The organism is Aeromonas hydrophila subsp. hydrophila ATCC 7966, assembly GCF_000014805.1.
In the GTDB taxonomy this organism is placed as follows: Bacteria; Pseudomonadota; Gammaproteobacteria; order Enterobacterales; family Aeromonadaceae; genus Aeromonas; species Aeromonas hydrophila.
Genome location: NC_008570.1, coordinates 1,155,426 through 1,180,833, shown reverse-complemented (window position 1 = coordinate 1,180,833; position 25,408 = coordinate 1,155,426). Strand labels below are relative to the sequence as shown.

Here is a 25,408-nt window from a genome sequence, read left to right as displayed (position 1 = left end):
CCAGCCAATCCAGCTACTACCACATTTACCAACCCATTAACCAAATACCTCGCCTACCCTGCCGCGTCCAATGCGGTGGGGCGATGGCGTATGGAGCCTAATCATGTTGCATCACAAACTGATCGCCGGGGAGATCCCCGGCACCTATCGGGTAACCGACCTTGTCACCGACGACGACCTGCTCACCATCGCCCAAGCAGTTGCCCGTCAGAAACTGGCCAAGGGAGAAGCTATTACCGATAAACACGTGGCCCATCAGGCCCTGCAAGGGCTGCTGCAAACACGGGATCGCGAAGTGTTTGCGGCACTTTTCCTCGATAACCAACACAGGGTCCTGGCCTACGAGGAGCTGTTCCTTGGCACCCTGTCCGCTGCGACCGTCTACCCCCGCGATGTAGTCAAGCAGGCACTGCACTACAATGCTGCCGCTCTGATGCTGGTGCATAACCACCCGTCGGGATACCCGGAACCCAGCCGGGCAGATATCGCGATTACTCTGCGCCTACAGAATGCCCTGGCACTGGTGGATATCCGGATTTTGGATCATCTGGTCGTCGGTACTGAGGGAGTGGTGTCGCTGGCAGAACGGGGACTGATATGAACCTTACACTTATCAGCCTAGATATACTCATCGAGCGACGCGGCTGGCTTGCAGATAACATCGAGATAGTTTGATACAAGTCACTGAATCAGAAAATTCTGATTCAGTGACTTTCTTTACAATCTCAAACTCGGCGCGGCCTTGAAGAAGAGCGTAGGCCTAGATGCATGCGAGAGAGGACTAAACATGGCAGGTGAGTATGAAAAGGCAATTACCATTCAGGAAGCAATTGCGGCCATTAATGGTGGGGACTATCTGTTGCCTGCTATTCAGCGCAAGTTTGTCTGGAGCAGTCACCAGATCTGTGTGCTGTTCGATTCCATCATGCGGGGATATCCGATTAACTCCTTCATGATGTGGGAGGTGAACAGCGCTGAAATCAAGAACGACTACAAGTTTTATGAGTTCCTGAAGTGCTACTGCCAGCGCTTCAGTGAGGAGAATCCGCATAAGCCGACCACTGCCAGTTATAAAAACTTCAAGGCCATCATCGACGGCCAGCAGCGCCTTACCTCATTGTATATTGGCTTATGTGGCACTTATGCTTACAAGCAACCACGGGTGTGGTGGCCGACAACTCGGGATGACAAGCTGCTGCCGCCACGCAAGTTGTACCTCGACTTGGCACAGGCTGTCGACTCGCAAGACAACGAATCACTGATGCATTACAACTTTAAATTTCTGACCGACGCCCAGTACAAGAGCGCCTTGGCGGCATCGGATAGTAAGCATCACTGGTTTTGCCTGCATGACATCCTCAAGATGCCGCAGGTTGATGGTGGCAACCATATCTGGAACAAGGTGACCAAGCCTTACCTAGAAGCCCATAACTTGCAGGCGAATGAGTTTGCTGCTGACACCTTGGGTCAGTTGTATGACGTCATCCGTTCGCAGCGTATTGTTCATTACTTCAATGAGAGCAGTCAGGAAATAGACCACGTGCTGGATGTGTTTATCCGCACCAACAGTGGTGGTACCAAGCTGGACTTTTCTGATCTGTTGATGTCGATTGCGGTAGCAAACTGGGATGGTGACTTCCGTCAGGATGTGGATGGGCTGATTCGTCAGATTCATCAAAGCGCCGATATTGGTTTCTACATGGATCGCGACTGGGTGCTCAAAGCCTGCCTGGTGCTTATCGGTGCGGACGTGCGGTTTAAAGTGAAAAATTTCAGTGCCGAGCAGGTTCGCCAGATCCAAGACGCATGGGCTGAAATACGTGACTGCATTCTGGAAACACTGCGGCTGATCCGCCGCATGGGCATTAACTCCCAATCGCTGACATCCAAAAATGCGGTGATCCCGATTTGTTACTACCTGTACAAAAAGCAGGTTGGCAATGAATCTCTCTTCAAGAGCATAAACAATCTTTCCAAGCATAATGAGCAGCGAGACCTTATCAGTCGCTGGTTTTATATGGCGCTGCTTAAAGGGGTATTTGGCGGGCAAGCAGATACCATCCTGAAATCGATGCGTGATGTGCTGGATCAGCATATGGACGAGCAGTACTTCCCATTGCAGCAGGTGGTAGAGAGATACACGGCAACCAACAAGGATTTGCGGTTTGATGATGAATACATGGAGAGTGTACTGAATATTGAGCATGGCGAAGGGCGCTGCCGTGCACTGCTGCATTTGTTGTTCCCGGAAATGAATGCAACGGAAGTATTTCATATTGATCACTTGCACCCGCGTAGTCACTTTGACAAGAAGCGTTTGGCTAAAGTTGATGCCCTTCTCAATAATTCTGAGCGAATGGAGTTTTATGCAGATTCCAGCCATTGGAACACTATTGCCAATCTTCATCTGCTGAATGACTCCCAGAACTTGAGTAAGTCTGATCGGCCACTGAAGGAGTGGCTTGAGGACTCTTCTGTTCATCTGACAGCGGCAAACCTGCTGGTAGAGGGTGTCGATCTGGGCTTTGAGGATTTTCCGGAATTTTTTGCCGCGCGCAGAGCAGCGCTTAAAGAACGGCTGAAAAGTCGTGTGTATATTTCGCAGTCTATCCAGGCTGAACCGGAGCCTGAAGATCAGGATGAGGAAGTGGTTGAGGATGTTTTGGCATGATTAGAGGCTGTTGACCTTTCGAGCTGATTGTTGTCGTTAACCACCTCGCCTACCCTACCGCTTCCCATGCAGTGGGGCGATGGCGTATCTACCATCATGCTGCATCACAAACTGATCGCCGGGGAGCAACCCGGCACCTATCTCGTCGTTGCTCTGATTAGCGAAGAGGATCAATTGACCATCACCAACCAATTTGCACGCCAGAAACTAGCCAAAGGCATCACTATCACTCACAAATTATTGTTACAATAAGTACGACAAGAGAATGAACAGCAACTATGCAATACCATCCAAGCTGTTAAGCAAATCCTTTGGATTAACTTAAAAAAGGTAAACGAAATGGAACCCAACAATACAACTGAAACGCTGAACAAATATTTTCCAATGATAGGCTTATCTGCTAATTGGATCTTTCAGACTTGGTTGATAGGCGGAACTACAGAAGATGGAATAGTTATTTTTGAAAACGAGGATAATTCATGCTACGAAGTCATTAAATTTCGATGCAAAGATGAAGATAGAGTCGAAAGACTTTTATTTTCAGGTGAGTTTCATGAAATTGAAGCCTATATTACCAATACTCTTGCCACCCCACTTAAATAGAATTAAACTGAATCATAACTGAAATTTAATTAGGTATACGTAGAGCTGACACCTATTGAGTTTTACAGACAGCCCCGAACATTAATATGAAACCATCGGTGGTATTAAATATCATCAAGAAGACACTATTCACAAAAGTTTCGCGCAGAGACAATTCGACTGATTTTGGAACAAGGACTCAATCAGACGAAGCAGCCTGAAGACTTGGACTGACTAAAGGCATATTGACCAACGGGGGTCGTTGCCACCAATCGGCCCCGGAAGGTCGCTCTGTCACGGAACTGAAGGTCGAATTGCTCGGCTACGAAAAGTGGTAGCACAAGCCAGTATAGAACGCGACATCGTGAAAAAACCGCCGCGTACTTTGCTCAGGAATCACTGCCAAATAGGCATGGATAGCTAAACAGCATGATATCTATCCCGTTTCCATTATCTGTCATGCTCTAGAACTCTCTCACGCAGGCTTCTATCACTGGCGTCAACGCTCACTATCGCCGCACCAACAAGAGAAAAGATGGGACTCAAAGCGATTACCCCTGGTGACTAACTGCAAGACGCAACCATGGTTCAGTGCCATTGCAAGGCGACTGGTGACTGAGGAGTTCCACGCTGGGCAGCGCCGTGAAATGGGGCTATCCGATTTTGTCAGGACACCTCAGAGGTCGGCAAAACAGTAGCTTGCATATCAACGTTGCAAAACAACCTAAATACATGATCAAACATACAGTATTAAATCTTGACTTTCAAAGCTCTATGCATATCCTGGACACAAATTTTATCACGTTAGATTTTGCACAAAGGCACCATCAATGAGCTCACTTCCCTCCCAGCAGAAGCAAGGGACATTTATCGATTTATTTTCAGGGTGTGGTGGACTGTCTCTAGGCCTGATGCAGGCTGGGTGGAAAGGTCTTTTTGCTATAGAAAAAACAAGTGGTGCGTTTGAGACACTGCAACATAACCTTCTGGGAGGGGGGCGCTATACCTACGACTGGCCCAATTGGCTACCGAAATCAAACATGACTGTTGATACTCTATTAGAGAATCACAAAGGTAATCTCTCCTTACTCGCAGGGAAGGTTGACTTAATTGTCGGTGGTCCACCATGCCAAGGCTTCTCTCTAGCAGGGAAAAGAGACCCGGACGACCCCAGGAATAAGCTCGCAGAGCAATACATTGATGTTGTTCGCTTAGTCAAGCCTAAGTTATTGTTACTAGAAAACGTTAGAGGATTTAATACAAAGTTCACAAAGGGGCGCGGTGAAGGAAGTGAGCCGTACTCAAAAATTGTCAAAGAAAAACTGGAAGAACTGGGTTATGGCGTCTCATACAAAGTCATAACAAGTTCTGATTGGGGCGTTCCACAAAGACGCCCGAGATTTATCTTGATTGCTAAATTTGGTGTACCTAGCGATTTGTTTAACCCATTTGAAGATATTGATGCATTTAGATTAAATTTCCTCAATATGAAGGGGTTGAATTCAAATTCACCTGTCTCAGCTAAGGATGCTATTTACGATTTAGAAATATTTGATTCAAAAAATAAAAAAAAGAAGCTTATAGAAAATACTGATTCTGGACAAACTGGATTCTTTGAGTTGGATTATAAACCACCTAAGACAATTAACAATTACATAAAACTACTAAGAGATGGTTTAACCAATGAAAAGCCAAACAGCCTTAGACTTCCTCGTCACACGAAAGCAGTAAGTGAACGGTTTGAGCTTATATTAAAAATTTGCACAAAAGGGACTACAATTTGCAATGAGTTTAGAGATTCATTGAAAATGAAAAAGCATTCATTGACGCCCTTGCATCCTGACTTACCGTCTGCAACAGTTACAACCCTACCAGATGATATTCTTCATTATTCTGAGCCAAGAATTCTTACTGTTAGAGAAAATGCAAGGCTGCAATCATTTCCAGATTGGTTCTCCTTTAAGAGTGCATACACTACCGGAGGGAAAATGAGGAAATTAACTTGCCCTCGATACACTCAAGTAGGTAATGCAGTTCCACCGCTTTTAGGGGAAGCAATGGGCCGGCTTTTGCTTAGTTATATTGAGCCAATAACAAGCCCAGTCAATAATGAAAAAAAACAAGAGGAAAAGGCTGAACAACAGTTTAATTAACGCACGTGACACCATCCCCCAGACCATTTTATGGTCTGGGGGAAATCATTCTATTATTTTAATTCAAAAAATGGTAATCCACGAATAACCTCTCCTGACATATCAAACGATTTATATAAGCAGTGATGATTTGGGAGTGTTTTTACTCGCTCAGATAAATCTGTAATGTCTGAAGTAAATCCTAGGGCACCAAGCTCTGCAGGAGTGACATTCGGTACTTTATGGATAAACCATGTAAGTAATGGCTCTCGATAGTCTGTTGACCCCACTTTAAAATGGCGAAGATATTGAGACGCTAAGATCACCCCAGTGCCGAACTCTCTGCCTTGCAATAATAATTTTCTGAGCACATCAAATTCATAACGCATAATGTTATCTGCTTCATCAACAAGCAAGTATGAATCTATTGCTCGAAGCTGTGGAGTAACACCAATAAAAGGGCGTTTTGGTGTTTTTAGCATATTTTCATAAAACATATTAAGCATTATAGCAACAAGCATATTTTTGCTTTTATCATCCTGCCCCAAAGAGTCTAGCGATATGACTATCACACCATCAAAAAATTTTTCGAATGGAATTGCTTCAGAAGGTTCTTTGGTAAAAATCTCCATGTCAACAATGTCATCAATAATTGCCATCGGTGAGTCTGATTTTCCGTCAAGAATCTCTCTATACTCATGATGAATATCATAGATCGTTGGCTGACGATCCGATGCATTACATTTTTCGTAGGCATTACGTACCGCTTCTTTTAGTTTTCCAAGCTGCACTGGGCCCATACCTGAGTAAATTTTTCCGAGAACATCAGCGAAGAATCGGAACCTATCAAGCCAAGGAGCAGAAGACTCGCCCATACCCGTAGTATCGAAGAGATTTAGAGGAAGCCTGTAGGGCTTTACTACCTTAGCGCCTGTCGCATCAACAAAATCCTGAATGCTATAGTCGCGCTTATAGTCAAAGATCAAGAACTTTGGCTTTATTTCACGATTTTCTTGGCTCGCTCGAGAAATTTGCATGATCAACGACTTAAGGAATTGGGTTTTTCCTGTTCCAAGATCACCCACAACTCCAATATTTAACTGGTTCAACCGAGTGTCCGAAATATTCAAGACTAGTGGGCGAGGCTGAAAACCATCTACTGTATTACCAACAGATAGGATGATTCCACTCCCTGAATATTTATTCAATGGTGTTACATCATTATTTATTAACTCAGTGGGAGATGCATCATCAGCAACTGAAGGAATAAGTCCCCAATCACCAACTTTAGCACGCACACTATCGTAGAACTGCTGTGCATCATTGCTTGCTACGATTTTACTTGCATCCCTCTTCGAGATAACAATTGTCTCACTGTATTTGTCGCCATCACGATCGTAAGCACCGCTCTCTGGCGAATTGTCAATTACAATGAGCCGTCCTCTTGTATCAATACTAGGCCTCGAGCCAGAGCTGAGGATCGCTGCAGCGATACGTTCGTGATAATCGGCCCAGCGGCCAGCCTGCCCTTCAATTGCCTGATGTTGGCTGTAGACACGCAAACCAAATCCAACCATCGAAAGCAGCAGGTGTTGATAAGCTAGGCTCCATGCAACAGAGCTGCCAGCCTGCTTCTCGATAGCCAGTAGAAGTGTAGATAGAGCCTTCGCTTGGGAGAGAGCGTCGATTGCATCACCAAATACGCTGCTCTGGCGGCACTTGACCTCAATGGGCGTCAGATGAATTCCAACTCTGTTGCTACAAACCCGTACACCGATAACAAGTAAGTCCGGGCGTGACAGAGGTGAATCCTTAAGCCCCTTGCCGAGAGAACGTGCAAGATCTGCAAGGTAGCCTCTGAATGGGTCGACGGGGACGATTATTGCAATCGTAGCATCATCAGGTGTGCCATCAAGCACTGGTAGCAGGCTGTTCATGTTGCCTTCTACTCGGAACTGGTCTTGAAGAAGTCGGACCGCAAGGAAAAGACCAAGATCTCCCGTGGCTCCGGTATCATCTCCAGATAGGCCACGCACGGTGGGAATCCCCCTTCTAGCAACCTCGAGGAGGATCTGTTCAATTTTACCGTCTTCTAGCTCAGAACACTCAGGAAGTGGCCTCAAAACTCCACGCAAGGCATCAAGATCGGCTTGCTTGACCTGTGACAAGAGGTAGTAACCGCTGGTATCTCCTGCACGGTGAGAGTACGAGGGAAGATCGTAGTCCCAAAGATAGGTGCCTTTTATCCACCCCCCCAAAAAACAGGCAGGATCAACTGCCGAAGATGAGATTGCAACATAACCGGCACTATTTTTTTCAAGCATTTCAGATACTGCATGGACATTAGGCGAAAATTGTAGACCTACCTTGCCGTCCCTCAGTTTTTCTACCATGAGCATGCATTTTGAAACTTTGTCAGCGAATGGTTCACCGGAAGGCGGCATCTGAAGGCCTTGGCGAGATTCATTCAAGAATGAGCCCAGAAGCTGGCGCCTGACTCTGTGTCTGATTAATCCGCCAGTCCCCATTGGAGAGAGCGAACCTACTTCATTAGATTCAGGTTGTGCAGAATCTAGTTGGGCAATGATGCCCAAGTCAGGTTTTGCTCCAACCGGTTGCTTATCATACCAGCGTACGTGGTTGCCTGTGTCCTCTGAGAGGTTCGCGATTGTGGCCTGGTCAGGCCTGCCGGTCTGCCTCGTATCAAACACCTCCAAAATTCTCGCGCCGACCCCGTGTTTCGGGGTGCTTGACTCCCCGTTACCAAACCTTTTAGTGCACCAGTTTGCTAATCCTTCGTTGCATGCATCAGTGGTACCACCAGCACTTGAGACAACCAGACTGACGATCGGTTTTGCTGCCAGAAGATCAGTGACATCGTCGAGCGCACGTGAAACCTGAGCTGGACTGAATCCACTGGAAATACCGCCAACGGTCAGTCCGAAAGAATTATCAAATGGAGGGCGCAGGGTCCTCTCCGGCAAATGACCTAATCGAGAACCATTCCATAGAACAGACCAGTAGTCTGAGCTACATTCAACGGATAGAAAATCGATCCTATCAACACCGCCCGGAGACTGTATTGAAAGTGTCAGTAGATCGGGAACGCAATCAGGATCAAGGATGCTCGCTGCAGGGCAAGGACATGGTGAGTCACCTTCCACCTCATCTCGCAGAACTTTCTGAGCGAGACTATGCCAGGCAAGCCGCAGTGGATGCAGGGGAGACATGATTATTGCATCCGGAGCTCTCCCAAGAGTTCGGCCGTCTGAATCTAGCGAGAAGACTGTAACGGTATCTATCCAGCAGGCAGTGTCAGGATCGGTTTCGAGCCAAGACATATATGCCTCAAGATATTCCTCTGTCAGTGCACAGAACTCCTGGTTGCTCGATAGCCATGCACCTAATGGAGCTGACTCCATAAGCCCCGACTGGTCATCACTGCCTCGTATGTATTCTGCAATCTTTTGGCGGCTCTCCACGAACCCTTTCGGAGGCAGGAAGCTCAGGATGTCGGGGCGTGGATCGTGTAGAAATTTCCCCCGAGAAAGTATTGGACCACAAGGATCATCCCAATTAGGGGGGGCCCATTGGGAAGCGTAGTCATCAGCGATCACCAAAGGTCTGAACGATTTGGTTACGTTCTGCTCCTCAAGTATCCATGACTGCAAACTTGAAGAACGGGCATTCCGGTCAAGATGGACAACGGCCTTAGTGTCAAACTTTTCGAGGTGTTTGCGGTTTAGTTTAATTAGGCGCTCAAACTCGCTCCGACAGCCTTCCTCTTTTGCCTCTTCACAAGTCAGGTAAACTCTGCAGTGGAGTGGAAGCTCACCTGACGGGGTAAAACCGATGTCCAACTGATACTTGCCGTCAGCTTCGACCTCTAACAAATATTCGTTTTGTCCAACCAGCCGAGCAACAAAGTGCTGCGATTGCTCCTCAAGCTCAGTAGCATCGTCTGGAGTTCCTTCCAACTTACCAATAGTTGTTCCTGGTGATACGTGGAGACGCAGTTCATACCGTCCAGAGCCAGGTAGTGAGAGTGAAGTTTCCCAGTCAATCGCAGCGGTGTTCTTACGTGGTTTCTTTGGTGGTGATAGTTTTGTCGCCAACCTGCAAGTTACTAGGATTCCAGGTTTCCAGTTCATCAAAGATATGACGCGCACACTTGCTGGCTTACAATCCACCGAGGTGACTTTGTAAGATATAGGTGTCTTGTGGGTTGGTGGTAGCAAGTCGGTGTGGTGAGTTGTTCCACTCTGGTCAGCTGGCAAAGATGCAGGTGCTTTGCCATATGAACCGCCAGTTAACAGGAACTCTTGCGGTTTATCATTCCCATTCCAGATGATTTCTAGCTCAACCTTATCACGAACCACTGCTGGTAAGCCCTTGGTCGCTGAAATAATGCTGTTTGTGCAGCGAATACTGATTTCTCCGAGCTCCTCAGGACCTTCGTCTAGCAAATCATTCCACTGCTCTACAGTTAATAACGTCCACCAGGATGGAGGGGAGGCTAGTTCCAGAGTCGATTCTGGAATGTAGAAAGCCTCTGTGGCTCGCTCGAAGGCCGTGGGTACATCGCAACTTGCTTGAAGGTGAACGAGAAGTTCGCGCAGTGCCTGTGCAACTTCTTCAGAAATGTTTTGCGCAAGACGTTCGATGCCAGTCTTGAAGCCATCCGCAAGCTCATCAGCAACTTTCCTAAGGGTTGAGAGCTGGGCTTTCGCCGAGACTCCGCCTTCTTGCATAGGCGGTAAACCACAAGCTAATGCCAGTGCCGTTCCAGACTGGAGGCCATGGTGGGACGCTGCTATCGAATATATACGAGATAACATTCGCCATGCGGCAATGTGGTTAGCTTGATCAGGATCTACCTCATCGACGGCGTCTGTAGCAGCACGTATTAGTTGTTTCGCATCATCTCTCTGTGAATCATTTATTCCGGCGACGAGCAAAGCCTCATTGATTGCCCTCTGTACAAAGCCATCTTCCCACCATTTCTCAACATCTGCGCTCATGCCAAATACGTCAGTTGAGGATTCAATCGATAGGTTATTGTGTTGGCCCGCTGGCACTAAAGCTACGAAACTAGAGTTGTTTGGGTCATTCCTGACATTTAGCAGGTGGTCATTATCGCACTTGCAAGACTCCCCGATTCGGGGCTTATTATCTTTCAAGTGGTCAATAGGACACTGGAGAAGTACTGGTAAAGTCTCCAGATTATTACCAGTTCCAGATCTGACTTGAATTCCACCATCACGAACAAGTTCGTTGTAGACCATGTCGAGGATTTCTAGAGGTGGACCTCTGAAAATCAGTCGGTACTCAAATTTTTTGCCACTTAGTCCGTGTGTTGCCCCCTGTACTTTTTCACGGACAATGGATGCAAGCCACTGTGCAAGTCTATTCATGTTCGTTTCTCTGAGTCGCTTTGCTTGTGTAGAACGGTGGCAGTAACAGCATTCCACTCTCGGCATCTGGGCTATCCAGTACGAGACCAAGCATTCTTAGTTGATGTCCCAAGTCATTTCTAGCTATATCGCGTTTGTCCACAATAACTCCGTATTCCCCGAGATGCAGTCCTAGTCTATGGATTGAACGCGGGCCAACCATTCCAGCAAGCGCACAATGAACCAGAGAGAGAACAGCTACAGGTCCAAGGGAGACGACCCATGGGCTAGAAGTGCTATTACCATTCTTTTTGAGGATATATCCCTGATCGTATCCCCTGAGTAATGGAACTGCGGCCTGACGTTGACCTAATACGTGTCGCGCAAACTCTAGCATGTTGGAACCAATACCTTTTTTGCATAGCAGTGCACGAGCCTCTTGTTCGCGGATGTCAGAGATGATGACGAGAGTACCTGCATTGGTGAGAGCCGTTTGATGTGCCTTGATGTGCTCACAAAGCGCTGCAATACCCTTGCTTGAGGAAAGATCTCCTTCGTAAGGTGCACCTATTTGTACGAGTGACCAAAGGAGGGTATTGATCCCTAGCCTGGCAGTGAGGTAGCTAGATACCTTGTCCTTGATTCCTTGGAGAGCTTTTCCTCCGTAAGCCATGTACTGGGGGGCATCTGGAAAAATTGTCTTCCTTGCCTCTTGCTCGCTAGGAACAACGTTATTGGTAAGTGCAGCCAATAAGCAGTTCCAGATCCTCGAATGGACATCGCAGAGCCATGTCACATGAGAAACCGCGGCTAGACGAAGCACCGCTTCGAGCAGGCTAGTCCATTGTCGGCGAGTCATTGCGTCTTTCGCCTGCATAATTGCGTACAAATCCTTGGTGAACCGTCGAGCTGGAAGGAACGAAACGCCAAGGAAGTCGGATGCTTCGAGTGTCGCCATTTCTTCAGCGGGGATTGGTGCTAACGTCCAGACACCAGCACCTTGATTCCACGCAGATGTTTCCTGCTCGAGCCAACGAGCAAAGACATCGTCGTTGTCATCGACACTCAAGGCCTCGAAGAGTTTTTTCCAGAGTAGCTCTGCTGTCTCCTGATCCTTAGACCCAAGACAGATCATGCGGCGTATTAAGCTGCCCGCTGGCCAGGAGTTACTACTTAGCCGTGCAGAGCCTGAGAAAAGTGCGGTTCCTGACACCAGAGGGGTGACTTGCAGGAATCGCTTGGAAGATTGGTTAGGGAGCTTTGGGCTCTCCAAAATTCCGTGAAGCACAGTATTCCAAGCGTCAATGCCAACTATTGCACTAGTAGGAGGCAGCTGGCTCTTTTCTCGAAGCTTCTGGATTCGTTTGTCCAGATCGCGCCCTGCTTGCGGTACGCTTCCTTCACTAGCAAATGAAAAACCGATGGTTCGGTAGAGTGAGGCAAGTAAAACTTCCGAACTCGCATATTCTGGTGCAGGACTTATTGCTAGGGCCGATTTCTGGTAACTCCTGTGGGAGAAACGCCAAGGGGCCTGCTTAAAATCATTAAGGCTCATTCGTCCCCCTCCATGCTTGCAACAAAGCCATTCCATGAACGACCAACAACTGTTCCATCTGAGCCAATGCGAATCTTGGCATCATCTATTAATTCTTCATCTCGAACAATTGGACCAGATAACCTGGCCTTCGTTGTATCTAGTAATGCCACGACCGTACGTGGTAAAGACGCAGGAGATAATCCCCTTTCCAGTTCCTTCACTGCTTTGAACAAGTCATAAGTCAGAGGAATTGGTTGAGCTGATTGTCCATGTCCTACTCCTAGATAGCAGATAGGTGGACGAGGACGCCCTTCGATATTCTGGGCTAGCATCTTGACTTGCCGCAGCGGGACGATCAGTGTCGCTTGACGTTGCCGTGGAGGGAGCGGCTGCCCAAAAGTAGTGGTTAACGACACCTCGAATTCTTTGCCCGTATTCAGCAACTCCTTGACTTGCTTTACGACCTCGAAGAGGTGCTGATGTTTGTCGTTATCTTCGACGACTTGCTGGAAAGCCTGCAATATCTGAGAGTCTGCAACTACCGCAGTCCTAGTACATATACTCCGACGAACTAATCGACAAGCAAAGTCACGGAGGACATGTTGAACTCGGCTAGCAGCAATTGGCCGTTTACGTCGGATAGTTGGAGTGGAAAGTAATACGTCAGCATTTGATAACCGTTTGAGAAGCTCAACTTCATTTAGTGATAGCACTTGGAACTTGCGGATAAACTCAAGGCCACCTGCGAGGGAACGACTGAAACGCATATCTAGATCGCCAAGCACAATTGTACTGCGACCACTAACTGCAACCTCTATATCGGGGCTTGCGAATGCTGGGTCTAGAGTATCTACGAGACCTTCCAACAAGTGCGCAATGGTCGCAGGAAGGTAGTGATCTTTGCGCTCAGCGAAGAAATAAACAAGCCCCATTAGGGTACGATACCCCTCAGTCGAAACTTCTTTTTCTAGACCTAGCTCCTTAATGTCACGGCGTAGTGAAGTTGCCACACTCTTATCCCATCGGTGGAATAGCGCATGTTGATAGCCAGATGTGGCAAGATGGAAGACAGCCGTGAGAGCTTGCCTGGTGGGTTTCTTTACCGTGACGGCTTTCTGGTCAAGATCGATAAGGTTCGCAGCCCATTGGCAGGGTGTTGATTGTTGAGTGTGTCCTACGGGGTCATGGACCGCAGGGTGGTGCCCGGCCAGCAAGTATGATGTTAGGGAAAATAAATCTCGGAAGCTCCACCGCTTACTACTGGCTAATTCATACCAACGCAATATTTTCAGTAGGGCTGTCCGGTGCTCATCCTTGGCAAGGATTGCCTGACTGGAACAAAAGGGGCATTTATTTCCGGCAATACATGTTCCCTTAGCCGGCCACATTTCAGGCTCAGTAGCTTGGCCAAGGAGTATTTCTGCTGGTGCAGATGTTTCGTTGTCTGGCTTAACCAAAAGGGATTCTGCATCCATCGGCCAGACTGCTATCGATGGAAAGCTCTCGAGGGGCCAACAAGTGGGTGAGTCGTACGCCAAGCTGACCGCCCGAGTAACGGCCTCGAGGATGGCTCGCGGCTTATCCAGCTTGTTGTCTATGGCGTGAATCAGTGCATCGTCAAGAACCCCACGGTTGACACAGCATAGATACGCTTTTGAGGATGGCGCATCTAACAGTCTACTGAGCTCTTCGATTAGGAGCACAGATGCTGTGCTCCCCTCGTGTCCAGCTGTGGCAGAAGCATCTTGAACGATATCCAAGCTCAAGCTGGTATTGATCTTCGCAAGACGCCCAGCATTGACACTTACTAGCCGTGGGACGGCAGAGCCTACTGAGGGGTGAAACTCAGCAGAAAGCTCATCAATTAGTCGCCCCTCACAGTCAAGGCTGCTGTCCAACCAGTGTATGGTCGACTCAATTGCTTCGGTTTTCCCGTTCCCTGGTCCGCCAACTAGAAGGACAATTCTCGGGATATTTGCGCTTTCGACCGAGAGTCTTTTAGCCCAATCTTGTAGCCTCGCGAGTAGGTTTGTCCGAAGTAACTGTCTATTCGGCTGGCCACTGTCTTTGTCTAGAAGCCGCTTCACCCCTCCAGAATGATGTCCGGCCCAATCGACAAGCGCGGCAGGAAAGGAAGAATTTTCTATTTGAGAATTAACCACTTCATCTGGCTCCACCAAGGGTGTAATTTATTGATGGTAAAAGCTTTTATTTACTCTGACAACAGACTTGGGGAGATAGTGTGAGTGCTCGCATCATTTGAGGAGCTATTCCCTGTGGCAAGTTCACTGCTACAAACTGATTCTTTTTGAAGGGAATTTCACACCAGATACCCCCTCTCCCTACACTCGCTCTTACATGGCCCAACAAAGTGTAATAGCCATGCTTTAACGAGAGCAGATGCAGAACATTCTACCGTGCCTACCGTTGCGCTCCTTCCATACCGCATATGCGACGGCCTTCTCGACCTCGACCCGTTCTTGCAGTTCTTTCGCTAGGGCACACAGATTGTGACTCATACTGACCTCTTTGTTATTTGTTGGCGCCATGGTACGCCATCAGTGGCATGCGGGACTTGCGCTGGTTCAAAGGTGGTGCGCTATAATGACTGTATATAAATACAGGTGTTGTTGCCATGACGTTGTTAACCCAAGACCCATCACCCGCCGAGGTGACCATCCCGCTGTTCTTGCACCGCGCCTCTTGTGGCTTTCCCAGCCCAGCCAGCGACTATCTGGAAGGGAAGCTGGACCTCAACACCCACTGCGTGCCGCACCCTGCAGCAACCTTCTATCTGCGTGCCGAGGGGGAGAGCATGACCAGGGTCGGCATCTTTCCCGGTGACTTGCTGGTGGTCGATAAGAGCCTCACCCCGCGCCATGGTGATGTGGTGATTGCACTACTTGATGGCGGCTTCACGGTAAAGACCTTGCAGCTCAAGCCGAGGTTGCGGCTGTTGCCAGCCAATCCGGCGTTCGCGCCTATCGACCCTTGTATGAGCCTCTCCCTGGAGTTGTTCGGAGTGGTCACCCATGTGATTGGCAATCTGAGGCAGCGTGATGGCTATAGCGCTCGTTGATGTAAACAACTTCTACGCCAGCTGTGAGCGGCTGTTTCGCCCTGAGCTGCGTGGCCGCCCGATCGTGGTGCTCTCCAACAACGATGGATGCGTGGTGTCGCGCAGCCCCGAAGCCAAGACGATGGGTATCAAGATGGCCGGGCCCTACTTCAAGATCCGCGAGCAGTTCGAGGCGCATGGCGGTGTGGCATTCAGCTCCAACTACGCGCTCTATGGAGACATGTCTGGCAGGGTGATGAGCACGTTGGAGACCATGGCCCCCGAGCTGGAGGTCTACTCCATCGATGAAGCATTCCTGTCACTGTCGGAGTCGTTTGCCGGGGACCTGACAGCCTATGGACAACAGATCCGGCAGCGAGTGTGGCAGTGGACCGGCCTAACGGTAGGGGTCGGGATCGGCCCCACCAAGACCCTCGCCAAGCTGGCCAACTATGCAGCCAAGAAGTGGCCTGCCACGGGCGGCGTCGTGGACTTGCGTGACGAGCTGCGCCGTGCCCGGCTGATGGCTATCACCCCGGTGGATGAGGTGTGGGGCATAGGACGGCGCTTGGGGGCCAAGTTGGTGGCACAAGGCATCAACACCGTTGCTGACCTGGTGGCTAGCGACGCCAAAGGGTTACGCGCCCAATACGGCGTGGTGGTCGAGCGGATCGTCCAGGAGCTGCGTGGCCTGCCTTGCGCAGAGCTGACCGTTGAACCGGCGGCGAAGCTGCAGATCCTCTCGAGCCGTTCCTTTGGTGAGCGCGTGACTGACCGTGGAGAAATGGCCCAAGCGTTGTCAGGCTTTATGGCTCGCGCAGCCGAGAAGCTGCGGGCCGAGGGGATGTGTTGCCAGCGGGTGCACCTGTTCGTGCGAACCAGCCCCTTTGATGAACGAGCCCCTTACTACAGTGAGCAGGCGGGCATCCGGCTGGTCTGCCCTAGCGATGATACCCGGTTGCTGCTGCAGCAAGTGAACGTGCTGCTACCGCAGATTTGGCGCGACGGTTACCGCTATCAGAAGGGTGGGGTCATGCTGAGTGAGTTCACCCCCAAGGGGCAGCAACAGGCTGACCTGTTTGCCCCGTCCTCCGCTCAATCAGATGCGCTGATGGCCGTGATGGACCAGATCAAAGCCAAGGGATTGGGGCGCGTAGGCTTTGCCAGTCAAGGCACGGGGTCAGCCGAGTGGATGATGCGACAAGAACACTTGAGCCCCTGTTACACCACCCGCTGGGAGGACCTGCCGGTGGCGAGGTAGTCCTAAGTCTGTTAGCTCTGGGGCTAGATGGTTGACGCGTCCGGATCCAACACCTCCTAAGGGACAGGCCACTGGTTCGACTCCAGTCGGGAACGCCATACAAAACAAGGGGTTGGCATCATCATGGTGCCAACCCCTTGCTCGTTTTTGGCCCCGCCCCTCTCTCCGTCCCCCTCCAATGCAGTTCGTTGCACAACACCATCATGCTGCAACTCCCCCCAAAGAATAAGAATTTGAATAGCAAATACATCCCATTTAATAAACTTTCAAACCGATATCACCTCCATGAGTTAGCAGGCTCATGTCTGCATTTCACAATTCCTGGAGGAGATATGGCTCACCTGATCGACACTACGGCCCATACCCTTGGCATGGCCTTGACAATCTCTTACTCCTACAACAATCCCTCGATATCTGACTACACGCTGCCGGAATGGATTGGACCATCGAGCAGAGCGACGTGATGTTTAACGTCGCCTCCGATACACTGCATATCCGCTCCTACAGCGATAGCAAGGTACTTTATCGCTCTGATACCCTCGCCCCTGTCGGTGAGCTCAAGCCGGTAGCTTTGAGCTGAAAACCGCAAGCTCGGTCGGACCGTTGCTGGTCTAGCTCAATTAACCTTTGTGTCTCGATTAACATTTTATCATTTATACGTATAGACCCCTTAGCACCATGGTTATATCGACATTTTTCTTCATCACATAATACAACTAAAAAATTATCGTAATTACCCTCAAAATGCAGTCATCTTAATGAGCTGGCGCAAAATACCCCTCATTAAACTGAACGTAATTTAGACTCTTTTCAGTAATGTACATGATCGTTTATAAAAACCAGAAAGAATAATTAAATGAAAATGATAGTTGAATAAATAAGAGTGCTAGCAATCACATAAATCATCTTGAAAATAGCTATCAACTGCAATTAAAAATCAGCACCAATGTATACTTTTCTAAAAAACATACTGATTCTCATAAACATCACCACTTACACAACAAGATCATTCACTTTATGTTCTTTTTCTAATTTAAACCCCGATTTAGCTGGATTGAAAATATAACCAGAACCAGATACATTTGTTAAACATGAACAATCCTCATCTGCTTTTCTTAAAAACTTCCGGATATTTGACAATGCAACTGAAACTGTATTCTCACATACAATTCGATTAGCCCAAACATTATGTAGGATCTCATCTTTAGAGATCAGTCGCCCTACATTATTTATCAGGTACATCAATACATCTCTGTCTTTTTTGCCTAGTCTAGACTGCACAACCAATCCACCTAGAGCTTTATATTCGACAATTCCATGTTGAAGATCAAAGGCAACGCCCTTGTCTCTATTAACCATCTTTAAATACATATCACGTCACCTCAATACATAAAGAATTATTTTTACGATAACTAACGCAACAATAATCTTATTTTTCAATCAAAATGTAGTGATACTAAAATAATAAATTCATAAAATAAAAAATACTTATATATCAATGCATTGCGAGACAACCAAACTCTATTGACATGGCAATTTCATTGTTTTTTCATCTTCTCATAACTAAAGAATGATCGGGAAGTACTGGTATAGAGCTTATCGTGTCATTGAACGTAAAAACCATCATGTTGGGTAAGCTTTACCCCGCTTGGTTAAAGCTCTTTTAGAGACAAGAACAAATCACAGTCACATAGTTTAATTTGCTCTCAAAAATAAATTATTTTAATTTACAATGACGATACAATACCGCTCAGGGTTCCACCTTAAATTGATAACTCACCTATTTATAGTATCAGAAAATAACTACGCGATGGTCAAATTGATACGCTATTAATTAACCGCAAGTACAAATAATTCCTTTAATAATCCTATAAAATCCCTTTCTAAGGATAATTCACTATACTAACAAATAATTAATTACATCGAACAACAAATTATATCTAATATATATTTTATAACCTATTTTTAGTAAGGCCCTGCGCTCCTATTTTTTTTAAAACACATGAAATGAGCATGATATAATACTCTCCATACACTTATCAAAACACAGCAATTAGAAATTTAGTGATTGTTTTTATAAACAGTTCAAGTAGAAAGTGATTTCAACTTTTTAAGACAAAATAATATAAGAATGCATACTGTTGACAATAGCCTATAATATATGTGGACACTAAGTAATATGGTAATAATAAAAAATACCAAGTTAATGCTATTGCAACTATACCAAAGACACATATAGAATATCTAATAAGATAGGGCTATCGCAGAAGGTGAGTAGCTCATCATTAGATGAAGAAACTAATTTTTAACTTAATCGTTGGTGGTTTTAGAATGCTAGACTACAACGCTATCTCAGGTGACATCACATGGAACTCAGAAGTGATTGCTCGATTAAGCAAAAGCGAGATCCTCATCTTTGCCTCTTTACTAAAAAAATTAAATCAGTTTTCCAGTAAAGAGGAGTTGATTGAAGAAGGGTGGCCTGACAAGTTCGTCTCTCCCAACTCACTGGCAGTTGCTATAAAAAACATCAGAAAAGTACTACAAGAAACTGATGGTGCCTTTAATATAGAAACTGTTCACCGGAGGGGTTATATATTGCATGGAGAAGCAGACAAGATCCAATCTAACATGATTGTTCGGCAACTTCCTTGTGATTCACCAAAAAATAAAAATGAGATAAATACAGAGAGTAAAACAACCGAATCATATTCATATAAAGTAGATGAGGCCATTGGTGACATGGCCAAGATTAATGCAACGAGCATAGCGCAAGAAAGACATGGCAGTTATTTTAAAAAAATATTCATCAAAACATTGTTCTCGCTGTACTGCGTAGCGATTCTGTCATTGAGTATCATTTATTTTTTTTCTTCAGGTGAACTTTACTGCTATCAGTTAAGCGGAAAAACAAAGATATGTGGCGTTTTTGAACTAAATGAAAGCAAGCGAAAGTTAATAGAAGAAAATATACAAAAAGAATATGGTGCTTATCTTTATGGGTATGACAACAATGATCAAAACATTAAAGTTTATAGCGTTGACTAGTTTTATAATCCTCCATGTTTATATTATTACCCCAGTTATCAATGGCATGGGATGTAATTATAATTCTGAGGCAAATGATGTTAAAATGAAATATATAAGTACATGCCGATTAGGCATTGTAGAAACAATCGCATGGAACAAGCTCAGTGGAGAAAAAAAACTTTTTAAAGGGATTCTGGCAAAAAAGCACAATGACTTATTTTTTTTTGTAGTTTATTCAAAAGAGCTATCCAAACCTCTATTCGATTTTGATGATGGCCTAAATGTAAGATTTAGCGATGCTTATATATACTCGGCTAAGCAAATTCATGCGGGGCAATACGATTGGGTTCTTCTAAGAAACCCATCGTATCGTATTTATAAAGTGAATATGGCTGGCAAGTTAGGCTTTTGGTAATGCTATTCCTACCATCAAATAACTTTAAGTGGCGTAGCTATTAATTTTATATTGATAGATGCCTTCTTTGTTAGTTGCGTGCCAACTTTCTATGTAGATTAACATGGTATCTTCTCTCATTGGTTTTGAGAAATAGTACCCTTGTACATATTTTACCCCCAAGTTCTTTAACACCCAAAGCTCGTCTTCCTCTTCAACACCCTCAGCTATTACGTACATGCCCGCTTCGTTCGCATAAGTTAATATGGAGTTTAAAAGGCGCTGCATTGATAGTGATTTATTAATGCCAGAAACTAAATTTCTATCAATCTTGATTGCATCAAATGCCCCCATACTTAATGTAGAAAAAAAGGCGTAGCCAGTACCAAAGTCATCAAGGTAAACCTCTACTCCGAGTTCTTTGATTTGGCCAATAGCATTAATGAAAACCGACTGTTCAACGATTGGCACCGACTCAGTAACTTCTAAATTTAATGTATTGCGTGGCAATTTATATTCAATGATTACTTTTTCCATAATGTTTCTGATCATCCCACCATTGAAGATGATCTGAGATGGAGATATGTTAACTGTAACGGGATAACCTGACGTTAGAATAAAATTCGCTGCACATTGCACCATAAGTTCAAACAATGCATTCATATGACCATAATCTTCTGCCCACTGAATTATATCAACCGTGCTTAAATTAGGATGTCGCAGCAATGCTTCAAATGACTTAATTCCACCCAGCTGAATATCATGTAGCGGCTGGAATACTGCATAACATTCCCCCAGCATCAAATCTATATTGAATGTTCTTTGTAAATAAAATGTCTCATGACTCTTTCGGCAGTCCATTTTTTCTTCAAAATACACTGGCGCACGGTCATGGGAGCATTTGGCCGCATACATAGCCATATCGGCTTTATCAAGCAACTCTTCTAATGCTGTTGCTTGATGAGGATAAGAGCTAACGCCAATAGAAATACCAATTGAAAATGTGCGTTCCCCTAGTGCAATGGGCTGCGTTATTTTTTCGATTAGTTCCTGACAACGCTGCAGGGCCATACTTTTCTCACCAGGAATAACAAAAGCAAATTCATCGCCACCGAGGCGAGCGACAGGGCTATTCATGCCTAAAATTGACGACATCCTTGCTGAAGATATTTTTAATACAAGGTCACCGACAGCATGCCCCATAAAATCATTAATTTCTTTAAACTTATCAAGATCTGCATATGCAACCAAAAACTCTTTATTGGAGTTACATTTTTCACTTAATATGTTCTTGAATCCCTCTCTATTAAGCAAGCCGGTCAAAGGATCTATTAGTTTACTTTTTCTAAGCTCATCTACCGTTTTCTGCAGCGCATGTATAATATGTGTTTCTTTCTTCCGCATTATCAAGATAATGCTGGTACTGATGCATATACTGTAAAATAAAATGAAATCATAAAGAGATAAGTCCAAGGCTACATTTACAGCAGCAAATAAAGCTGAGACCAACGCCGCGACAACAATTCTCACATAGGGTCTGGATCTAATAAAAAGACAAATAAATGATGCCATCAAGATTAATGCAAATGTTTCCTTTGATAAGGTATGAAAAAATTCATTCACTATATAAAAAACGATTGAGGATAATGACACCAATAAACTAAAGTTCATCATTTTAATGTTTTTGTTGTCAGGTATGAATTGCTCTGACAAAAAAAGATATGATGTAAAAAATGTAAATGCCATAAGGTTTGCTGCAAACAGCTGATATACTAGTTTTTCTGAAGAACTAGGGAAAACCAGAACTGATATACTTGCAATAAAAGTACATAAGGCTCCACCAAAATGAAGCCATAGAAATGATAATACTTCATTGTCTTTTGAAAATAAAGATGCTGAAAATTTCCAAAAATTTAACACAAATAGAAAGCCAATGATAAAGACAGTATTATTGACAGCATACATTATCAACGATGACCAGTAAGATCCCATTCCTATTGGATAATTTTGGCTACTAAAATAGAGTAAGTTGAACCCTATTACTGTCATGAAAATTGATATCCATGAGATTGACTTATGTATGTAGCGACCAAATGCCCATAGAAAAAAAATCAGATAAGCATTAGGTGCCCAAATAATGCTGTACTCAGAATGATGATGCCCATCACTTGTCAATGTATGGAATACGGCTTGATAAATAATATTACAGAGAGTTAATGCACACAATGCAACAACAAGTGTAGTGTTCTTAATTGCACTCATAACATGACCTTATAGGAGACATCCTCCAGGTTTTTTGCTAAATGAGCAGTTGAAATATAATCTCCCATCAATGCAAAAAATGGTGTTCGGCAGGCTATATCAAGATCAGTCTGACTTTGCACCCTGTCTAATATAAGCTGCATTGCCAGTTTTTCTTTAATATAGAAACAGGTATCAACAAAGTGATTAACTTCAGCCAGATTGGACGGAGGAGGCCCTAACCTGACATATTTAAATAGCTCTTTAACCATCTGAAAATCTTGAGGTTCATTATCTTTCCAGTTATAACCACCCAGGCAGACCATATGACCACTATCTATAATTTTAAAAAGTGATTTTTGCCACTCCTTATCATTTTTATGATTTGGCAAATTCACGTCAAGAATCAACTCTATCTTTTGAGAGCGCAGACTATCCATTAATGTTATTAGCTGGCCAGATATTTGTGGCAATACTCTTGGTTCAGCCTTAAAAAATAACTGACATGGCCGACGTCCTGCTTGATGATATGCTTTGCAACACTCTTCAAGAAGTGACATTTGTACATAGGTGATCATCAAAAGCAAATCGTGATCACAGGAATTATAGAATGAAGCAGCTTCCATATTGATTGGTCTGAAATAGAAGCTAGCCATTCTTTTTTTGGGATCTTTGCTATAAAGATCCTGCACAAACAATCGAGTGTAGCTATTCCACCACTCAATATCATCCTCGCCGATGCTCCAACTGCTATCCTGTTCCATTCAATCCTCTATCTTACCGGTCTATGATTTTTAAATTAGGAAGATTGATATTTTAAGTTGAACCATCACAAAGTAGATGATTAATAAAATAATAAAAACCACTATCCAAAACAAGACTTGAAAAACAAAAGTTTGATTTAAAATAATATTTTAGACAATCTTACAAGCACTCACGTTAATTGTAGGCAATGTAATAACCAGGAGCATAATGAGTTGTTCTAAATAACTTGTATCATGATATTCCCATTGCTTATTTAAGCTGTAAATGCAAATTACAGACTGCCTTCAGATACTATCGCAAGATAACAGAGGATTATCTGTCATAATACTGCATCAGATTGGTTGTAAATATCAATACCATGCTCAATGGCCTGCAGTATATGGATATTATTCTTATTCTTTAATGCGATGACGTGAATAGCCTACAGCACAAATTTGAAGGTGATAGTGGTGATCACTATCACCACTATCACCGGTTAGTTGCATTCAACTTTCATCGTTTTTGGAAACAACAGCCTCTCAACGACGTATGCATACTACCTGACTAGGCTGTGTGTCACCGAATCCACCAACAGCACCGGTGTGCATATAGACGGCGGCATGAGCGCTAGTACCATGGGGAACATACTTCTCACTCGTCCAATAGTCATCGTAGGTACCACCACACTTGCCATCCATTGGCCATCCATGAACATAACACAATTCATAATTCTGACCAAAGGAAGGGGACACCTCGACAAACAATGCTCTCAATTCATCCACCGTCGGTAAACGGCGCCCGATGTTATTGCAATAGTTGTCGGCATCTAGCCAATTCATGGTGGCCGGATCCGGCTTGAGGAATCTCGATATCATCAATTCTGTAAAGTTAACCGAGGCCACTTTTTGCACTGTACTGCTGTTTGTCGCATATAGCGTAACCTCAACATTCTCAACCACGTTGTTACGCAGTGACACGATCACCGCACCAGCGTCATTGGTAGTGGTCGTCCATGGCGACTCGTTATCGAACGTGACAGTGCTCTTGTCAGCAGTGAACTGCACAGTGATCGGCACATTTGCCAGAACCGCCCCATCAAGGTCTTTGAATGTGGCCACTATTGTGTTCAAGGCCTTATTATTGGCGGGCTGATTATTGGTCCCTACGGCTAATGTATCGAGCACCGGATAGAGTGCGAAGTTGGCATCACTGGTCATGCCCGAGTCACCGGAATTGGCTTGAACCCTGGCCGTCACGGCGACTGTCTCAGCCCGGGTGTTGATGAGGCTCACCGTTGCCAGACCATTACTGTCGGTCACGCTTGTCGCTGCGCCCAAGGTTGCCGTGGTGCTCCCATGCGACCACACCACGCTAGCGCCCTGCATGGGGTTCCCCTCAATATCATGCACAGTCGCTGTCAGCAGGTCAGCGCTGACGTTATCCGCAGGCTGACTGTCTGTTGTGGTCACCAGTTGGACCACTTTCGTGGTGGCTGGGTTAGCGGCCAGAGTCACCTGCAGTGATTGAGGGATAGTGGTCAAGGGAGCGCCATCCAGCTGTGGCGTCAGAGTGACAACGCCAGACTTGGTCCCCGTCAGGATGTACTCATAGATGCCATTGCCCAGATCGTTTTCAGTCAGGGAGATAACATCTGTATCCACACCGCTGTAGCCTAGCGCAACCCGATCACTGATGCCGGTTACCGGTGCTTGATTGTCGTCTTTGAGGGTCAGCGTCAGAACTGCGTTATCAACCCCATCCGCCACTATGGTGGACTTGTTGGCACTGAAGGTGGATTTGGCGGGGTCTGGCCGCCCCTGCACCACCGCAGAGAGAGAACTGCTTACCTCTGCCCCCTCATGCGGATCAGTCACCGCCGGATTGGTGGCCGGGGTAACAGCAAAGCGAAGCTGTTTGCCACGTTCGGCATCGGTCAACAGATAGCGATCACCTCTGGCGAGTTCGATGTCACTATTATTTAGCCAACGCAATACACTGCCCTCTTCCTCATCGGCATCCAGATCATTAAAGGTATATGTTCCCAGCAGGGTATCCCCCACCAATGGCGCCGCCGGGCCAGTCAGTGTCACGCCAGATGCCACTGGCGCACGCCCCTGCACCGACAGGGTGTTGGCACTTTCGGCCATTGCTCCTGTCGTTTGCCACAGCACCATCCACAGTGCCAGATATGACAAATAACGAGATATCACCTTCATTCAAACACTCTCCGGTTTACGACAGCACCATCACCTGCTGTAACTAGCCAGCTTCGCCATCTTCACGGGCCAGGCTGGTTAAATGGTGGGCGCCCACGAGCGCCCTGTATTGCTGATTGATGTGCCCACCTCGCCTTCCCTGGCAAGGC

General features: G+C 45.9%; 17 protein-coding genes. 10 read left to right on the top strand and 7 right to left on the bottom strand.

Translation table 11 applies throughout. From position 1 onward, the window contains the following. Window positions 1–103: 103 nt before the first annotated feature. From radC to AHA_RS05415, 5 genes are all read left to right on the top strand, one after another. Complete coding sequence (radC, locus tag AHA_RS05435; protein ID WP_164927565.1) at window positions 104–601, top strand: RadC family protein; 498 nt, start codon at window positions 104–106, stop codon at window positions 599–601. 186 nt (window positions 602–787) lie between these two features. After that, on the top strand, window positions 788–2,671 hold the full coding sequence (locus AHA_RS05430) for a DUF262 domain-containing protein (RefSeq protein WP_164927564.1): 1,884 nt from the start codon (window positions 788–790) through the stop codon (window positions 2,669–2,671). Between the two features lie 30 nt (window positions 2,672–2,701). Beyond that, the gene (locus AHA_RS05425) at window positions 2,702–2,923 is read left to right on the top strand and encodes a hypothetical protein (protein ID WP_139348858.1); all 222 of its coding nucleotides are present in this window, start codon (window positions 2,702–2,704) and stop codon (window positions 2,921–2,923) included. Window positions 2,924–3,010: 87 nt separating this feature from the next. Continuing rightward, window positions 3,011–3,274: a hypothetical protein gene (locus AHA_RS05420; protein WP_139348859.1), complete on the top strand. Its 264-nt coding sequence runs from the start codon at window positions 3,011–3,013 to the stop codon at window positions 3,272–3,274. Window positions 3,275–4,083: 809 nt separating this feature from the next. Then, entirely contained in the window at window positions 4,084–5,406 is a 1,323-nt protein-coding gene (locus AHA_RS05415) for a DNA cytosine methyltransferase (protein WP_011705005.1), read from the top strand. 53 nt (window positions 5,407–5,459) lie between these two features. Here AHA_RS05415 and AHA_RS05410 read toward each other — a convergent pair whose 3' ends face one another. Genes AHA_RS05410 through AHA_RS05400 form a run of 3 tightly spaced genes read right to left on the bottom strand, consistent with a single transcriptional unit; the run spans window position 5,460 to window position 13,790 of the window. Then, window positions 5,460–10,799 (bottom strand): ATP-binding protein, encoded by a 5,340-nt coding sequence (locus AHA_RS05410; protein WP_164927563.1) that lies wholly within the window; start codon window positions 10,797–10,799, stop codon window positions 5,460–5,462. After that, a complete protein-coding gene (locus AHA_RS05405; protein ID WP_011705003.1) occupies window positions 10,792–12,333 on the bottom strand; it encodes a hypothetical protein in 1,542 nt (513 codons plus the stop codon). The genes AHA_RS05410 and AHA_RS05405 overlap by 8 nt, the downstream gene beginning before the upstream one ends. Continuing rightward, the gene (locus AHA_RS05400) at window positions 12,330–13,790 is read right to left on the bottom strand and encodes a hypothetical protein (RefSeq protein ID WP_202795498.1); all 1,461 of its coding nucleotides are present in this window, start codon (window positions 13,788–13,790) and stop codon (window positions 12,330–12,332) included. The genes AHA_RS05405 and AHA_RS05400 overlap by 4 nt, the downstream gene beginning before the upstream one ends. 1,160 nt (window positions 13,791–14,950) lie before the next feature. Between AHA_RS05400 and AHA_RS05395 the strand changes: the two genes are divergently transcribed. From AHA_RS05395 to AHA_RS22020, 3 genes are all read left to right on the top strand, one after another. Then, on the top strand, window positions 14,951–15,394 hold the full coding sequence (locus tag AHA_RS05395; RefSeq protein WP_011705001.1) for a LexA family protein: 444 nt from the start codon (window positions 14,951–14,953) through the stop codon (window positions 15,392–15,394). Beyond that, window positions 15,375–16,634 (top strand): translesion error-prone DNA polymerase V subunit UmuC, encoded by a 1,260-nt coding sequence (gene umuC, locus AHA_RS05390; RefSeq protein ID WP_011705000.1) that lies wholly within the window; start codon window positions 15,375–15,377, stop codon window positions 16,632–16,634. Before AHA_RS05395 ends, umuC begins: the two co-directional genes overlap by 20 nt. Window positions 16,635–17,067: 433 nt before the next feature. After that, on the top strand, window positions 17,068–17,214 hold the full coding sequence (locus AHA_RS22020; protein WP_011704999.1) for a hypothetical protein: 147 nt from the start codon (window positions 17,068–17,070) through the stop codon (window positions 17,212–17,214). A gap of 413 nt (window positions 17,215–17,627) precedes the next feature. On the opposite strand, the gene AHA_RS05380 is transcribed toward AHA_RS22020, so the two are convergent. Beyond that, the gene (locus tag AHA_RS05380; RefSeq protein WP_161772503.1) at window positions 17,628–18,005 is read right to left on the bottom strand and encodes a winged helix-turn-helix domain-containing protein; all 378 of its coding nucleotides are present in this window, start codon (window positions 18,003–18,005) and stop codon (window positions 17,628–17,630) included. A gap of 918 nt (window positions 18,006–18,923) precedes the next feature. On the opposite strand from AHA_RS05380, the gene AHA_RS05375 reads away from it, so the two are divergent. Both AHA_RS05375 and AHA_RS05370 read left to right on the top strand, forming a co-directional pair. Next, window positions 18,924–19,682, top strand: a complete 759-nt coding sequence (locus AHA_RS05375) for a winged helix-turn-helix domain-containing protein (RefSeq protein ID WP_164927562.1) — start codon at window positions 18,924–18,926, stop codon at window positions 19,680–19,682. Continuing rightward, on the top strand, window positions 19,633–20,079 hold the full coding sequence (locus AHA_RS05370; protein WP_147296087.1) for a hypothetical protein: 447 nt from the start codon (window positions 19,633–19,635) through the stop codon (window positions 20,077–20,079). Before AHA_RS05375 ends, AHA_RS05370 begins: the two co-directional genes overlap by 50 nt. A 24-nt stretch (window positions 20,080–20,103) precedes the next feature. Here the strand turns inward: AHA_RS05370 and AHA_RS05365 are convergent, their stop codons facing one another. The 3 genes from AHA_RS05365 to AHA_RS05355 form a co-directional block, all read right to left on the bottom strand. Continuing rightward, window positions 20,104–22,320 carry a putative bifunctional diguanylate cyclase/phosphodiesterase gene (locus AHA_RS05365; RefSeq protein WP_011704996.1) on the bottom strand — a complete coding sequence of 739 codons (2,217 nt, stop codon included), beginning with the start codon at window positions 22,318–22,320 and terminating at the stop codon, window positions 20,104–20,106. Further along, complete coding sequence (locus tag AHA_RS05360) at window positions 22,317–23,063, bottom strand: hypothetical protein (protein WP_011704995.1); 747 nt, start codon at window positions 23,061–23,063, stop codon at window positions 22,317–22,319. The genes AHA_RS05365 and AHA_RS05360 overlap by 4 nt, the downstream gene beginning before the upstream one ends. 519 nt (window positions 23,064–23,582) lie before the next feature. Then, complete coding sequence (locus tag AHA_RS05355) at window positions 23,583–25,259, bottom strand: Ig-like domain-containing protein (RefSeq protein WP_164927561.1); 1,677 nt, start codon at window positions 25,257–25,259, stop codon at window positions 23,583–23,585. Window positions 25,260–25,408 lie beyond the last annotated feature (149 nt).

Bases quoted from the DNA above. Each gene is read 5' to 3' on its own strand.
- AHA_RS05360 (WP_011704995.1), bottom strand. From the start codon at position 23,063: ATGGAACAGGATAGCAGTTGGAGCATCGGCGAGGATGATATTGAGTGG.
- AHA_RS05370 (WP_147296087.1), top strand. From the start codon at position 19,633: ATGGGTATGACAACAATGATCAAAACATTAAAGTTTATAGCGTTGACT.
- AHA_RS05355 (WP_164927561.1), bottom strand. From the start codon at position 25,259: ATGAAGGTGATATCTCGTTATTTGTCATATCTGGCACTGTGGATGGTG.
- AHA_RS05410 (WP_164927563.1), bottom strand. From the start codon at position 10,799: ATGAATAGACTTGCACAGTGGCTTGCATCCATTGTCCGTGAAAAAGTA.
- AHA_RS05380 (WP_161772503.1), bottom strand. From the start codon at position 18,005: ATGTATTTAAAGATGGTTAATAGAGACAAGGGCGTTGCCTTTGATCTT.
- AHA_RS05375 (WP_164927562.1), top strand. From the start codon at position 18,924: ATGAAGAAACTAATTTTTAACTTAATCGTTGGTGGTTTTAGAATGCTA.
- AHA_RS05395 (WP_011705001.1), top strand. From the start codon at position 14,951: ATGACGTTGTTAACCCAAGACCCATCACCCGCCGAGGTGACCATCCCG.
- AHA_RS22020 (WP_011704999.1), top strand. From the start codon at position 17,068: ATGGATTGGACCATCGAGCAGAGCGACGTGATGTTTAACGTCGCCTCC.
- AHA_RS05405 (WP_011705003.1), bottom strand. From the start codon at position 12,333: ATGAGCCTTAATGATTTTAAGCAGGCCCCTTGGCGTTTCTCCCACAGG.
- AHA_RS05400 (WP_202795498.1), bottom strand. From the start codon at position 13,790: ATGGATGCAGAATCCCTTTTGGTTAAGCCAGACAACGAAACATCTGCA.
- AHA_RS05430 (WP_164927564.1), top strand. From the start codon at position 788: ATGGCAGGTGAGTATGAAAAGGCAATTACCATTCAGGAAGCAATTGCG.
- AHA_RS05415 (WP_011705005.1), top strand. From the start codon at position 4,084: ATGAGCTCACTTCCCTCCCAGCAGAAGCAAGGGACATTTATCGATTTA.
- AHA_RS05420 (WP_139348859.1), top strand. From the start codon at position 3,011: ATGGAACCCAACAATACAACTGAAACGCTGAACAAATATTTTCCAATG.
- umuC (WP_011705000.1), top strand. From the start codon at position 15,375: ATGGCTATAGCGCTCGTTGATGTAAACAACTTCTACGCCAGCTGTGAG.
- AHA_RS05365 (WP_011704996.1), bottom strand. From the start codon at position 22,320: ATGAGTGCAATTAAGAACACTACACTTGTTGTTGCATTGTGTGCATTA.
- radC (WP_164927565.1), top strand. From the start codon at position 104: ATGTTGCATCACAAACTGATCGCCGGGGAGATCCCCGGCACCTATCGG.